The 13313-nt window shown below is 53.9% G+C and carries 12 protein-coding genes and 1 tRNA gene; 5 read left to right on the top strand and 8 right to left on the bottom strand.

Annotation, left to right across the window (positions count from 1 at the left end):
* The first annotated feature begins 10 nt into the window (after positions 1-10).
* The gene (locus RHH53_RS06715) at positions 11-766 is read left to right on the top strand and encodes a sulfite exporter TauE/SafE family protein (protein WP_310743569.1); all 756 of its coding nucleotides are present in this window, start codon (positions 11-13) and stop codon (positions 764-766) included.
* Between the two features lie 45 nt (positions 767-811).
* On the opposite strand, the gene RHH53_RS06710 is transcribed toward RHH53_RS06715, so the two are convergent.
* The 3 genes from RHH53_RS06710 to RHH53_RS06700 all read right to left on the bottom strand — a co-directional run bounded on the left by RHH53_RS06710 (position 812) and on the right by RHH53_RS06700 (position 2427).
* Positions 812-883 (bottom strand) — tRNA-Thr (locus RHH53_RS06710).
* Between the two features lie 67 nt (positions 884-950).
* Positions 951-1733, bottom strand: coding sequence for an ABC transporter permease subunit (locus RHH53_RS06705; RefSeq protein WP_310743568.1), 783 nt, complete (start codon positions 1731-1733; stop codon positions 951-953).
* A 94-nt stretch (positions 1734-1827) separates the two neighbouring features.
* A complete protein-coding gene (locus RHH53_RS06700; protein ID WP_310743567.1) occupies positions 1828-2427 on the bottom strand; it encodes a Uma2 family endonuclease in 600 nt (199 codons plus the stop codon).
* 138 nt (positions 2428-2565) lie between these two features.
* On the opposite strand from RHH53_RS06700, the gene RHH53_RS06695 reads away from it, so the two are divergent.
* Positions 2566-4803, top strand: coding sequence for a heavy metal translocating P-type ATPase (locus RHH53_RS06695; RefSeq protein WP_310742792.1), 2238 nt, complete (start codon positions 2566-2568; stop codon positions 4801-4803).
* Here RHH53_RS06695 and RHH53_RS06690 read toward each other — a convergent pair.
* The 5 genes from RHH53_RS06690 to RHH53_RS06670 all read right to left on the bottom strand — a co-directional run bounded on the left by RHH53_RS06690 (position 4780) and on the right by RHH53_RS06670 (position 7432).
* Positions 4780-5298 (bottom strand): (2Fe-2S) ferredoxin domain-containing protein, encoded by a 519-nt coding sequence (locus RHH53_RS06690; RefSeq protein ID WP_206199490.1) that lies wholly within the window; start codon positions 5296-5298, stop codon positions 4780-4782. The genes RHH53_RS06695 and RHH53_RS06690 overlap by 24 nt on opposite strands.
* Before the next feature lie 110 nt (positions 5299-5408).
* A complete protein-coding gene (locus tag RHH53_RS06685; RefSeq protein ID WP_302676411.1) occupies positions 5409-6194 on the bottom strand; it encodes a hypothetical protein in 786 nt (261 codons plus the stop codon).
* Positions 6195-6265: 71 nt separating this feature from the next.
* Positions 6266-7048, bottom strand: coding sequence for a 2,2'-beta-hydroxylase CrtG (crtG, locus tag RHH53_RS06680; RefSeq protein ID WP_206199488.1), 783 nt, complete (start codon positions 7046-7048; stop codon positions 6266-6268).
* Positions 7049-7072: 24 nt separating this feature from the next.
* Positions 7073-7246 (bottom strand): hypothetical protein, encoded by a 174-nt coding sequence (locus tag RHH53_RS06675; protein WP_149818048.1) that lies wholly within the window; start codon positions 7244-7246, stop codon positions 7073-7075.
* Between the two features lie 3 nt (positions 7247-7249).
* Entirely contained in the window at positions 7250-7432 is a 183-nt protein-coding gene (locus RHH53_RS06670; RefSeq protein WP_024124949.1) for a 50S ribosomal protein L32, read from the bottom strand.
* A gap of 210 nt (positions 7433-7642) precedes the next feature.
* Between RHH53_RS06670 and RHH53_RS06665 the strand changes: the two genes are divergently transcribed.
* From RHH53_RS06665 to ppc, 3 genes are all read left to right on the top strand, one after another.
* Positions 7643-8647, top strand: coding sequence for a phosphoribulokinase (locus RHH53_RS06665; protein ID WP_149818046.1), 1005 nt, complete (start codon positions 7643-7645; stop codon positions 8645-8647).
* 26 nt (positions 8648-8673) lie between these two features.
* On the top strand, positions 8674-10170 hold the full coding sequence (locus tag RHH53_RS06660) for a DUF3352 domain-containing protein (protein WP_310743566.1): 1497 nt from the start codon (positions 8674-8676) through the stop codon (positions 10168-10170).
* Positions 10171-10272: 102 nt separating this feature from the next.
* Positions 10273-13308 carry a phosphoenolpyruvate carboxylase gene (ppc, locus tag RHH53_RS06655; protein WP_310438346.1) on the top strand — a complete coding sequence of 1012 codons (3036 nt, stop codon included), beginning with the start codon at positions 10273-10275 and terminating at the stop codon, positions 13306-13308.
* The last annotated feature ends 5 nt before the right edge of the window (positions 13309-13313 follow it).

Raw genomic sequence — 13313 nt, 5'->3', positions numbered from 1 at the left:
AGTCAGGGGCATGATCAGCGAGATCGGACTGCTGACCGTTGCAGGTCTGGCGGCGGGCTTTGTCAATGCCATTGCCGGTGGGGGAACACTGATTAGTTTCCCGGCCTTGGTGGCGATCGGCTTGCCGCCAGTGGTTGCCAATCTCACGAGCACGGTGGCTTTGGTACCCGGTTACTTGGGGGCGACAGTGGCGCAACGGCAGGATCTGAAGGGTCAGCAACGGCGCCTTGGTTGGCTCTTTCCCAGTGCGGTGGCCGGGGGCATCACAGGGGCAATGTTACTGTTGCACACCAACGAGGCACTCTTTAATGCCTTGATTCCCTATTTGCTGCTTTTGGCCGCCGTCCTCTTGGGGATTCAGGAGCAGGTGCGGGCTTGGTTACTGCGGCGAATCAGTGCGCCAGCCGTATCTGAAGTGGGAGCTATTCCCCTTGTGTTTTTAGCGGCGGTCTATGGCGGCTATTTTGGCGCGGGGGTGAGTGTGATTCTACTCGCCGTGCTGGGCATTGTTCTCGGGGAAAGCTTGACGCGCCTCAATGGCTTGAAGCACATTTTGGCCTTTGGAATCAATGTTGCCGCTGCCGCATTTTTTGTTGTATCGGGGGAGGTGGTGTGGCCCGTTGCCTTGGGGATGGCGATCGCTGCCATTGTTGGCGGACTTTTGGGGGGTAAATTTGCCCGTGCGGTTAACCCTCTGCTGTTACGCCGTACAGTGGTTCTTTTGGCTGTTGTGCTGGCACTCATTTACTGGAAGCGACAGCGATAAATGCCCCCACCGCAGATGGGAAATTCCCTGAGGTTGGTCAAACAAAGCCCGTGACGAGGATTGAACTCGTGACCTCACCCTTACCAAGGGTGTGCTCTACCACTGAGCTACACGGGCAAAAATTCCCAGAGCTTTATCATAGCCCATTGGGGGAGCAATTGCACAGCGGGGCGGTGGGTTTTTCTTAAAAATTGCGACGGGAGAAAATCCAAGTGGCGATCGCCAGCAGTGCTACCGTATAAATCACGCCATAGAAGGCATTGGCCACGAGTTCTGGTACAGAGGGCAGCATGCCATAGACCGCTGTATTCTTAAAATCCAAGCGGGATAAATCGGGAAAGATCAGATAGAGAAACTGCATCAGTTGCCGTACGGCATCACTCTCCATCTTTTGGCTGAGGATCACCAAGTTTTGACTAAAGTGCCCCATAAAGTACAGTGCCACCGTTAACAGCGTGGCAATCAGGGAACTGGTGAAACTGCCAAAGAGCAAAGCGGCTGCCGTCAAGAGGGCGAGTTGCAGCGCAATGTAGAAAGAGGTCACCATCAAAGATCCTGCGGGATAGGCAAACTGATTCAAGCTCATCAGAATAAACAGAATCAGCGTCATCAGTGCTACCAGTACCAGCAGAACCGCCGATAGACCCAAATGTTTGCCAATAATAAATTCCGCGCGACTGATGGGTTTCGCCAACATCACTAAGATCGTGCGCTTTTCTATCTCTTTATTGAGCAGACCACCCCCGACAAAGGCAGCAATCAGCAAGCCAAAGAGGGAAATTCCTGCCATCCCCACATCAAGGCTAATTTTGTCTTGGGTGCCTGCGGAGACCTGTCCCAAAATGACAATCGCCAAGGCGAGGCCAATGGCAAAAACAGCAGTGACGTAAAGAACCCGCTCCCGCAGGGTTTCATTGAAAACATTACGGCTAATTGTCCAGAGGCGACTCACCGTTAACGGCAACATGTCTGGTACCCCTTGAATTTACTCTCCTCTCAAAGAATACCCAATTTTGCTTTTTCGATAGCCTCGGCGTTCATAGGGAGAGCCGCTTGCTGTTTCACGGAGCAGTGGTATTTACGGCGGGGGCAGAGAGGTCAACGTCTTCATAAAACTGTTCAATAGGCACTTTGAGGTCAATGCTCCTCAACTCAACGCGATCGCCCGCGCGGTAGCAGCGCAGCAGCCAATCCCCCCCTTCATTTTTCTGGTAAATGTCGATCGCCATTTCCTCTGAGCTAGCGAGCACATAATCCACGAGGTTGGGGTTACGACGGTAGAGATCAAACTTTTTGCCGCGATCGTAGGCTTCGGTGGCGGGTGAGAGCACTTCCACAATCAGACAGGGATAAGTGATGAAAAAGGGACTCTGGCGATCGCGATCGTCACAGGTGACACTCAGATCGGGATAGGTAAAATTCGATGTCTCAAAAATATTCACGCGACAATCAGAAGTATAGGTTTTGCAGCCTTTACCCCGTAAGTGGGATTTAATAATTAACAAAAAGTTACCAGCAATATCGCTGTGGTTTCTTGTACCACCCGCCATCGCATACACGTAACCATCAATCAACTCATGCCTTTCTAACTGCTGCTCTTCCCACGCGAAGTATTCTTCTGGTGTGAAATAGCGATCGCCCGTCTCCTTGGCAGTCACCATTCTCTGTATTTCTCGTGAAAACCTCACTTCTTTAGGATAGCTCGCCCTTTCCCTGACATCCCAAAGCCAACGTGCCACAATAGGCGGTGGGGACGCAGTTAGGAGATTGAACGTAGTTCTTTTTGGAGAGGGTGCGACGTGTCCCTAAGTTCAAGTGTTGATTCTCACGCCCCTGAGGTAGCCATCCTGCGGGTGAGCGGCTTGCGTTGTGCTGGCTGCGTGCGATCGCTGGAAAATCAGTTAAAAGAGCAGCCGGGCGTAGATGCTGCGGCAGTCAATCTGGTCACGGGAACCGCCGTTGTCACCTATTCCCCCGCTGAGACGACCCCCAGCGCCATTGTCGAGAGCCTGAACCAAGGTCGCTTTCAAGCCACCCTCGCAGAAGCCAATGCCCTTTTGGAACTGCCCACGGCCTCTGAGGAAACCTCTTTGCCAAGGTTGGCGATCGCCCTTGTGCTCCTTGTTCTCTCCAGTGTCGGCCACGGGATTGATCTGCTGCCGGGGCACTGGCCCATGTTAGAGGCAATGATCTGGCATTGGGGGCTAGCAACCATTGCCCTTGTCCTACCGGGGTGGGAAATTCTGCGGGAAGGAATGATGGGCCTGTTCCAACGTCGCCCGAATATGAATACGCTGGTGGCTCTTGGCGCCTTGGGGGCTTACCTCACGAGTACGGTGGCGTGGCTCTGGCCGGCCTTGGGCTGGGCGTGTTTCTTTGATGAACCGGTGATGATCCTTGGCTTTATTTTGCTGGGGCGATCGCTGGAGCAACGGGTACGTCAACAGGCACAACGGGACTTGCGATCCCTCCTTGCGCTTCAGCCACAACAGGCGCTATGGCAACCCAGTTTGACCGCTAGCGATCGCTGGCCCATTCCCGTCAGTCGTATCCAAGTCGGGGACTGGCTGTGGGTAGATGCTGGAGAACCCTTTCCTGCCGATGGCACGATTGTGACCGGGGAAACCCTGGTGGATGAATCCATGCTCACAGGGGAATCTCTACCGGTGGCCAAGGGGGTGGGGGCATCCGTTCTGGCGGGCAGTCGCAATGTTGGTGCTGCCGTTACCCTACGGGTGGAACGCTGTGGTCGTGCCTCATTTTTGGGGCAGATTCTAGACCTCGTGGTGCAGGCACAAAATCGCAAAGCACCGGTGCAGCAAATGGCGGATGGGGTGGCCGGCTATTTTGGCTATGGGGTGCTAGCCTTGGCGGCAGCAACGGCTCTCTTTTGGAGCGCGATCGCCCCCCATTTCTTCCCAGAAATGACCAATAGCACACCCCTATTGCCCTTAAAGCTAGCCTTGAGTGTTCTGGTGATTGCCTGTCCCTGTGCCCTTGGCCTTGCCACCCCGATCGCGCTGCTTGTGGGCACCAGTCACGCCGCTGCCAAAGGCTTAATTATTCGAGGTGGTGATGTTCTTGAGCGCAGTCAGACGTTGGACACAATTGTGTTTGATAAGACGGGCACACTGACGACCGGTGAACTGGCAGTGGCCGAGATCAAGCTCTATGGCGATCACTCCTCTCAAGAGGTGCTGTATCTGCTAGCCAGTTTAGAGCGCGAGAGTCGCCATCCCCTTGCAGTGGCGATTCAGAAGGCGTGGGTTGCGACCGGCCAGACAACAGAGCTAGCAACGGTGACAGAGGTGGAAACTGCCCTCGGACTGGGGATCAGCGGTTGGATTGAGGGGCATTACTATCAGGCGGGTCGCCTCAGTTGGCTGCGTGATCAGGGGGTTGACTGCCCTTCCCTAGAAGTGGAAACCCATGTGGCCTTGGCCTGCGATCGCCAGTTGATTGCCGTTGTGACCTTTCGCGATCGCCTGCGCCCAGAGGCAGTGAGCACCGTTCAAGCCCTGCAAGCCCAAGGCTATGCGATCCATGTGCTGACGGGAGACACGGCCAAAGCCGCACAGCAACTCCTAGAACCACTAGGCTTACCCACAACCCATCTTCACACAGACCTCCAACCGCAACAAAAGCTGGCTCTTATTGAAGGTTGGCAAGCCCAAGGCAAAACCGTGGCCATGGTCGGGGATGGCATGAATGATGCGCCAGCTCTAACGGCAGCTCAGGTGGGGATTAGCCTTGGTACGGGTACAGAGGTGGCCATTGAAGCAGCGGATATTATCCTCACCCGCAATCATCTAGAGGATGTGCTCGCTGTGCTAAGCCTTAGCCGCACCACCTTCCGCAAAATTCAGCAGAATCTTCTTTGGGCAGTGGCCTACAATATCGTCGGTTTACCCCTTGCAGCCGGTGTTGGATTACCCCTATGGGGTCTTAGTCTCACCCCCGGAATTGCTGCCGCTTGTATGGCTGTGAGTTCGATTGCCGTTGTCCTGAATTCCCTAAGCCTCAGTCGAGCAAACTAGCTCGCGAATCTGTTGGGCATTGGCGCGGGTCAGCCGTTTCTTGTGGGGCAGGACAACCACCGCGGGTCCCCGTTTGCATTCCCCCATACAGCCCGTCGCCTTCAGGGCAATGGGGAGCTGTTGTGCCTCTAGTTCTTGCCAGAGTTCCTTGGCACCCCGCCGACAGCAGGAGGATTTTTGACAAATGAGCACCTTACAGGGCTGAGAACGCTTTGCCGCTGCGGGTTGAGCCGTTGCTAAAAATTCTAAATGGCTGGCCTTGTATTGCTTGACCCAGCCATCGTACTTATCGCTGATCATTCCCTCTAACCGCAGGCGATCGCCCACCTTGGGGGGTTGCGCTAACTCACGGCGCAGAGACTTTTCTAGCTTAACCCAGACCGTTCCTGTGGCGGTTTTTAGAATCACGACTTTGGGTCGCCCCTTCTTATAAAAGACCGCTTCGACAGTGCCCTCAAGGGAAAATGTCGGCAAATCAATAACACCCAGACCCATGAACGTCAAACCTTGTTAGAAATTTTTCTCAACAAATTGAGTCTAGCATACAAGGGACGGTCTTGGGGGCATCCCAGATCGTTGTGAGATTCACCTGTGGAAAAATAATCTTAGCTGGAGAGAATCCGCTCCCACTCTGCCAGTAGGTTATCAATACTAGCGTCCGTCGGGTTACTCTCAAGGTGGGTGCCCACTTCCTCAACGCTATTGGGAAAGAGTTCTTCGAGAGTGGGTTGAACGGTGGGGGGTTCCTCTGAAGCGAGATCGGGCATTAAGTAAATTTGGCGAATATCCGGCGGCAGATACTCCGCGATGCGTACTAGCCCCTCTTCTAAATGCTGGTTGAGTTCCTCAAGGCTGTAGGTTTCCCCTTGAACTTCTAAATAGGCGCGCACGCGCTCAAGGTTCCAGTGAAAGGTTTGGGTGGTCACTAGCACGAGGCGGCTCAGGGGACTCAAGTAGGCAAGGCTGGCTTCTAAGTAGCACCAAAGGGGCGGTGGCGCATCCTGCAGGACATAGGTAATGTGCTCAATGCCGGGGAGTTCCTCTTGAATCAGGGTAGCGGTGCGGTTGACAATCCAATTGCGCAGGGAGCGAGCTTCCTCATCGCCAATTTTCACCCCTTCAGGAGTAAATTCCAAACGGTCAAGGCTAAAAAATAGCCCATGCCACACCTTGGCAAAGAGATAGTCCACTTGTACGGGCGATCGCCCGTGGTGTTGCAGCACACTATAGACAAGGGCGGCATAGCGACAATACAGAGCAACAAAGTAGCAGCCGCGATCGCGCTCCTCCTGAAAGGCTTTGATCAGTGCTTCATCAGACCAAGTGAGTAGCGGCTGAATTAAAGGATGTTGCCGCTCCGCCATCATCGGAAAGGAAAGTGCCTTGACCATCTCACTGCCACTGAACTAGACGAACTGTCCTACGCCTTTGCCGATTGGCCTATGCAGAATTCATCGTTGCCTTAGCCTTGGGTGCGATCGCGAAACAGGGGCAGGTAATCGCGGCTCTCTGTCCCCAGCCAGCGATCCCAAAAGGTGAAATAGAGGCCATAGTTACAGCGAAACTGACTATGGTGCAAACTGTGGTGGGTGGCGCCAATCAACCACTGCCCCAACCAATGCTCGGCAAAGCCACAGGGATAAATCTCTAAATTCAGGTGGTTGATCACACTGGAGACCGTCATCAGGCTGAGCTGAATCACGATCGCGTAGGGGTGCAGCGGCACAAGCACAATAATCAGCGGCAGGAAAATGGCCTGTAGGAGCGCTTCCCACGGGTGAAAGGAAAAGGCCGTCCAGGGCGAGGCCACAATGCTATGGTGATGCACCCGATGGACACGGCGATAAATTTTCGGTTGGTGCATCCAGCGATGGAGCCAATAGTAATAGGTTTCGTGAAGCAGCAGCACAAGGCCAATACTCAAGGGAAAGTAAATATAGTCCCAGAGGGAATTTAACTCCAGATAAACGGCTGTCCAGCCCCGCTGCCACATCACTGCGGCGATCGCCCCCGCCAACGCAAAAATAGCCGCTGTCACCAACGACCAGCCAAACTCCTGCCAAAACTGTCCCCGCTGGTAGGGGCGCAAATTGACCCGCCGTTTCCTCAGGGGCGTCCAGCGAGCCACCACATATACAAGCGAAAAAAAGCCGGCCACCAGAACGAGGCGGCTGACCACCATCAAAAACATGACCCCAACCATAATGCCAAAGAGGCGGGGGTCACTGAGGTTGTAGGGAATCATGCAAAAAAGTGCTAAATGCGTCCCCTAGACCCAGCCCAACCAGTGGAGCAAGCCCTCTCCTGTCCAATATTCCCATAACAAAAGAGCCACAAGACCAACCATAGCAGCACGACCATTGATCCGCTCAGCAAAAGTATTAAAGCCGTACTTGGGGGTTTCCAGTTTTGGGGTGCGGCTTGGCTCCGTGGGAGTGGCCATGGATTACTCCTGTTCGTCTTCGTTTTCTTCTTCAGCTTCAGGGAAGTAGAAGCCTTGGGCGCGCTCGGTCAAAATAGACTTGCCAATGGAAAGGGCACGTTGCGCTTGAAGGGCAGCTTGGCGCTTCCAGACCGCACGACGCATACTGCGTTTGGACTTCGAGGTTTTCTTCTTGGGGCAGGCCATGATGATCCCTAGGACTAACTTTCGCAATCTACTAGTGTATCCCAAACGCTTCCCTAGGGCAACCACCGCTCCCCCCTATGGAGGGCAATGTTCCTCTTTTTGACCAAAAAACTATCACAGAGGGACACCACCCTTGTAATATCAGTAAGGGAATACTGAACCACCCCATCAGGGGATGTCCACTTCTACGAGCAAAGGGAATCGTCAGCTATGAGCAGTAAGCCAGACCGTGTGGTTCTCATCGGCGTTGCTGGAGACTCCGGCTGTGGTAAATCAACGTTTTTGCGCCGACTGGCCGATCTGTTTGGCGAAGAGTTTATGACTGTGATTTGCTTGGATGACTATCACAGTCTGGATCGCAAGCAGCGGAAAGAAACGGGGATTACGGCTCTTGATCCCCGTGCCAACAACTTTGATCTGATGTATGAGCAGATCAAGGCTCTCAAAAATGGCGAATCAATCATGAAACCCATCTACAACCACGAAACGGGGACGATTGACCCGCCAGAGAGGGTTGATCCCAACCACGTGATTGTGATTGAAGGGCTGCATCCCCTTTACGATGAACGGGTGCGATCGCTGATTGACTTTAGTGTCTATCTCGACATCAGCGACGATGTAAAAATTGCTTGGAAGATCAAGCGCGACATGGCCGAGCGGGGTCACAGCTACGAAGACGTGATTGCCTCTATCAATGCCCGTCGCCCCGACTTCATGGCCTATATCGATCCCCAAAAGCAGTACGCTGACGTGGTCTTGCAAATTCTGCCGACCCAGTTGGTCAAAGAGGAAAAAGTCGGCAATATCCTGCGGGTACGGATGCTGCAACGGGAAGGCATCCCCGGCTTTGAGCCAGTCTATCTTTTTGATGAAGGCTCCACGATTACTTGGATTCCCTGCGGTCGTAAGCTCACCTGCTCTTATCCGGGCATCCGCCTCAGCTATGGGCCTGATGAATACTATGGTCACCCCGTTTCGGTGTTAGAAGTGGACGGTCGCTTTGAAAAACTCGATGAATTGATCTACATCGAAAGCCACCTGAGCAACACCTCCACCAAGCACTATGGTGAAATGACGGAACTGCTGCTGAAGCACCGTGACTATCCGGGTTCCGATAATGGTTCGGGTCTGTTCCAAGTGCTGACGGGGCTGAAAATGCGGGCGACCTATGAGCGCTTGACCTCGCGGGATGTGGCCACTGTCACCAACCGCTAATTTGGCTTGCCACATTGAGGGCACTGATGCAACCGCACCATCGATCGCTATGGTCATCGTTTTTGGTCTTTATCCTCTGCTGGTTGGTTCTCACCTGTGGCCAGCCAGCCTTCGCTGCCGATAGCGATGACCTGATCTTTGTCCCCCGCCAAGCCCAGAGTGTCCTCAAGCTCAATCAACGTCCCAGTAGCGATCCGCTTTTGTGGGAGCGTTTTGGGGTATCCCAACTGGCTCATTGGGGTTGGTCGTGGTCTGAGGTTAGTACTTGGGTGGGAGAAGGGGTGACGGTTGCCCAGTTCCCCTGTTCTGAAGTGTGTCCATCCCCGCGGCAGTTGTGGGTTCTGCCCCTGAAGCGGCCAGATGCAGCAACGGCTTTCTTAGAGACCTACTGGCAGAGCCATCCTTTTGAGGCGCAAGTCTATCAAAATATCCCCCTCCAAGTGGGTAAGGATTTGGTGACGGCACGACTGGGCGATCGCCTGCTCCTTGCTGCCGATGTGGAGACCATGATCGCTAGCTTGGGGTCAGCGGTGACTGGGGATGGCAATCTGGCGGGTTTGAGCTTTTATCAAGCGGCGCGATCTCAATTAGACGCTCAACCTACGGCCCTCTACTATGCCAACCTGCAATCCCTAAGTCGTGAGGATCGTGAACTGGCACCCACCTACGATCGCCTGCTGTTGGCCGTGAAGGCGCAAAACAACGAGCTGCATCTGGAAACGCTGCTGCACCGCACCAGTGATCCGACACTAGCTGCTGATCCCCTTGACCTTGAGTTCCGCCGTGCCCAAGAACCGCTGCCGACGGTGGTGGTTGCGGGTTCCCACTTGCCAGAGGGCTATAGCCAACTCACCAAGGCTTTGGCAGACTACCGCTTTGGCAGAACGCCCCAAGGGGATGAGATTGCCAGCCAACTGCTGCGGGATTTGACAGCAGAGATACCCTTGGACGTGACGAGGCAAATTTTTCCCTTGGCCAGCAGCGATCGCTTTAGCCTTGCCCTTTGGCGCCAAGGCGATGAACAGTGGCAATGGTGGTGGCAGACGCGCAATACCCCAGAGGCGGCAACTGTGCTGCAACAATTGGATGATCTTGCCCGAGCCAATGGCTATGAGGTGAATCAATTGGTCTTGAATAAAGAACCCGTCACTGCTTGGGTGAAATTAATTCTTGACCCGCAGACCAGTGAAGGCTTGGTCTCTGATGTGGCCGCGGCCTATGAGCAACGGGGCGATCGCCTGATCTTGGCCTCCTCCCTATCGGTACTGTTCCCTAGCCAGCACAAAAAGGTGTCTTGGCTGCCGGAGAACCTCCTGCGACAGCGGCAAGGGATTCGTGGGTTGGTCTATGCCCGTTGGCCAGAGCTATTTGCTCCCTTGAGCCAGCGTTGGCCGCTACTTCAGTATCTCAATGGCATCAGTGCCGGCTGGCTGGAACGTCTGCAAAGCATGACTTTGGTGAATTATGGCGTGCGCGATCGCTTGCAACACCTAGAACTGATTCTCAGCAGCAAAAAAGATTAGAACTGTTAACAAATCCTTAATACGCCTGTTATCAATTGTTGTACTGCCCTGGCTCAGGATTGGGTAAAGTAGGGAGTATTATCTTTGCAGACTGGGGTAAATATGACATCAGTCCTCGATGCGACCAATCGCGATCGCTTGATTGAAAGTGAAAGTTTAGCAGCCCGCACCCTACAGGCACGTTTGCGACTGGTGGAAGAGGTCTTGGTAGATGTCTTGGCGGCAGAATCCGGTCAAGAATTGGTTGATCTATTGCGGCGCTTGGGTGCTCTCTCTTCGCCAGAAGGCCATGCGCTCCATGCCCCAGAAGGGGAACTGCTGAAGGTCATTGAATCCCTCGAACTCAATCAAGCGATCAGAGCAGCGCGTGCTTTTAACCTCTACTTTCAAATTATCAACATTGTCGAGCAGCACTACGAGCAACAATACAATCGCGAACGAGCTGCCCAAGAGGGACTGTGCCGCCGCAGTGTCATGAGTGAACCGATTTCCGGTGTCAGTGGTGAAGGCTTTCCCTTGCCCCATCATGCTGCCAATGCAACGGATGTGCGCAGTGGACCGAGTGAACGCCTAGAGCATAGTCTCTACGAAGCCATTCCCGCCACTCAGCAGTATGGTTCCTTTGCTTGGCTTTTTCCGCGGCTGCATACACTGAATGTACCGCCGCGCCATATTCAAAAGCTGCTGGATCAACTGGACATTAAGCTGGTCTTCACCGCTCACCCGACAGAGATTGTGCGGCAAACGATTCGTGATAAGCAGCGGCGGGTTGCCCGCTTACTCGAGCAACTGGATGTGCTAGAGGGGGCTTCTCCGCACCTGACGGATTGGGATGCCCAAACCCTGCGGGCACAACTGATGGAGGAAATTCGCCTCTGGTGGCGCACCGATGAGCTGCACCAATTTAAGCCCGAAGTGCTCGACGAGGTGGAATACACCCTGCACTACTTTAAGGAGGTGATTTTTGCTGTTATTCCCAAGCTCTATCGCCGCCTTGGGCAAGCCCTACAGGAAACCTTTCCCCAGCTACAGCCACCCCGCTGCAGCTTCTGTCGCTTTGGCTCTTGGGTGGGGGGCGATCGCGATGGCAATCCCTACGTCAAACCAGAAGTAACGTGGCAAACCGCCTGCTATCAGCGCAACCTAGTTCTTGAGGAATATATTAAGTCCGTTGAGCGGTTGATCAATCTGCTGAGTTTGTCCCTGCACTGGTGTGATGTGCTGCCGGATTTACTGGATTCCCTTGAGCAGGATCAACGGCAACTCCCTAGCGTCTATGACCAGTATGCCGTGCGCTATCGGCAGGAACCCTACCGTCTGAAACTCACCTATGTGCTCAAACGGCTGCAAAATACCCGCGATCGCAACCGAGCGCTGCAAACCTACTGTATTCGCCGCCATGAGGCCGAAGATCTCAACAGCGGTCAATTTTATCGCCATGGTCAAGATTTTTTAGCGGAGCTGCTGCTAATTCAGCGCAACCTCAAGGAAACGGGACTGGCCTGCCGCGAACTGGATGATTTGATTTGCCAAGTCGAGGTTTTTGGCTTTAATTTGGCAGCCTTGGATATTCGCCAAGAAAGCACCTGTCACGCTGAGGCGCTTAATGAAATTACCGCCTATTTGGGCATTCTCCCCTGTCCCTATACGGAATTGTCGGAAACGGAGCGCACTCGCTGGCTCCTCAGTGAACTCTCAACCCGTCGCCCCTTGATTCCGGGGGAACTCCCCTTTAGCGATCGCACCAATGAAATCATTGAAACGTTCCGCATGGTGCGGCAACTTCAGCAAGAGTTTGGCACGGATTTGTGCAATACCTACATCATCAGCATGAGCCACGAGGTCAGCGATCTGTTGGAGGTGCTCCTCTTTGCCAAGGAGGCGGGGCTATTCGACCCAGCCACCGGGACAAGTACCCTTCAGGCCATTCCCTTGTTTGAAACCGTTGAGGATCTCAAGCACGCCCCAGCGGTGTTGACGGAATTATTTTCTCTCCCCTTTTGCCACAGCTATCTAGGCAGTCATAGCACTCCCTTTTTACAGGAAGTGATGCTGGGGTATTCCGACAGCAACAAAGATTCGGGCTTCCTCAGCAGCAACTGGGAAATTTATAAAGCACAGCAACGGCTACAAAAAATTGCTGAAAACTTTGGCTTCCAACTGCGGATTTTCCACGGCCGGGGTGGCTCTGTGGGACGGGGGGGTGGGCCTGCCTACGCAGCCATTTTGGCACAGCCAGAGCAAACGATCAAAGGACGAATCAAGATTACGGAGCAGGGCGAGGTGCTGGCTTCTAAATACTCGTTGCCGGAATTGGCGCTCTTTAACCTCGAAACAGTGGCGACAGCGGTGATCCAAGCGAGTTTGCTGCGCAGTAGTATTGATGAAATTGAGCCTTGGCACGAGATTATGGAGGAGTTGGCCACGCGATCGCGCCAATGCTATCGCCATCTCATCTATGAGCAGCCAGAATTCATTGAATTCTTTAACGAAGTTACTCCGATTCAAGAAATTAGCCAACTGCAAATTAGCTCCCGACCCACGCGGCGGGGAGGTAAGAAAACCCTTGAGAGTTTGCGGGCAATTCCTTGGGTCTTTAGTTGGACGCAAACCCGTTTCCTGCTGCCGGCTTGGTATGGTGTGGGCACTGCCCTGAAGGAATTCCTTGAGGAAAAACCCGCTGAGCATCTCTCCCTGTTGCGCTACTTCTACTACAAATGGCCCTTTTTCCGCATGGTGATCTCCAAAGTTGAGATGACCCTTGCCAAAGTGGATCTAGAGATTGCCCGCTACTATGTCCAAGAACTCAGCCAACCCCAAAACCGTGAAGCCTTTTTCCGCCTCTACGATCAGATTGCTCAGGAACATCGCCTGACCACGGAATTGGTGCTCACGATTACTGGCCATCAGCGGCTGCTCGATGGCGATCCCGCCCTGCAGCGATCGGTGCAACTGCGCAATCGCACCATTGTTCCCTTGGGGTTCCTGCAAGTATCTCTCCTGAAACGGCTACGCCAGCACAACAGCCAAACCACCTCTGGGGCGATTCTCCGCTCCCGCTATGGCCGGGGTGAGTTGCTGCGGGGCGCTCTCTTGACGATCAATGGTGTGGCGGCAGGTATGCGCAATACGGGCTAAACAAT

It is taken from the genome of Thermosynechococcus sp. PKX82 (assembly GCF_031583255.1).
Lineage (GTDB): Bacteria > Cyanobacteriota > Cyanobacteriia > Thermosynechococcales > Thermosynechococcaceae > Thermosynechococcus.
This window is presented reverse-complemented; position numbering and strand designations above follow the sequence as displayed.

Coding starts and splice junctions, on each gene's coding strand:
- RHH53_RS06715 (WP_310743569.1), top strand. CDS start 11: ATGATCAGCGAGATCGGACTGCTGACCGTTGCAGGTCTGGCGGCGGGC.
- RHH53_RS06705 (WP_310743568.1), bottom strand. CDS start 1,733: ATGTTGCCGTTAACGGTGAGTCGCCTCTGGACAATTAGCCGTAATGTT.
- RHH53_RS06700 (WP_310743567.1), bottom strand. CDS start 2,427: ATGGTGACTGCCAAGGAGACGGGCGATCGCTATTTCACACCAGAAGAA.
- RHH53_RS06690 (WP_206199490.1), bottom strand. CDS start 5,298: ATGGGTCTGGGTGTTATTGATTTGCCGACATTTTCCCTTGAGGGCACT.
- RHH53_RS06685 (WP_302676411.1), bottom strand. CDS start 6,194: ATGGTCAAGGCACTTTCCTTTCCGATGATGGCGGAGCGGCAACATCCT.
- crtG (WP_206199488.1), bottom strand. CDS start 7,048: ATGATTCCCTACAACCTCAGTGACCCCCGCCTCTTTGGCATTATGGTT.
- RHH53_RS06675 (WP_149818048.1), bottom strand. CDS start 7,246: ATGGCCACTCCCACGGAGCCAAGCCGCACCCCAAAACTGGAAACCCCC.
- RHH53_RS06670 (WP_024124949.1), bottom strand. CDS start 7,432: ATGGCCTGCCCCAAGAAGAAAACCTCGAAGTCCAAACGCAGTATGCGT.
- RHH53_RS06665 (WP_149818046.1), top strand. CDS start 7,643: ATGAGCAGTAAGCCAGACCGTGTGGTTCTCATCGGCGTTGCTGGAGAC.
- RHH53_RS06660 (WP_310743566.1), top strand. CDS start 8,674: ATGCAACCGCACCATCGATCGCTATGGTCATCGTTTTTGGTCTTTATC.
- ppc (WP_310438346.1), top strand. CDS start 10,273: ATGACATCAGTCCTCGATGCGACCAATCGCGATCGCTTGATTGAAAGT.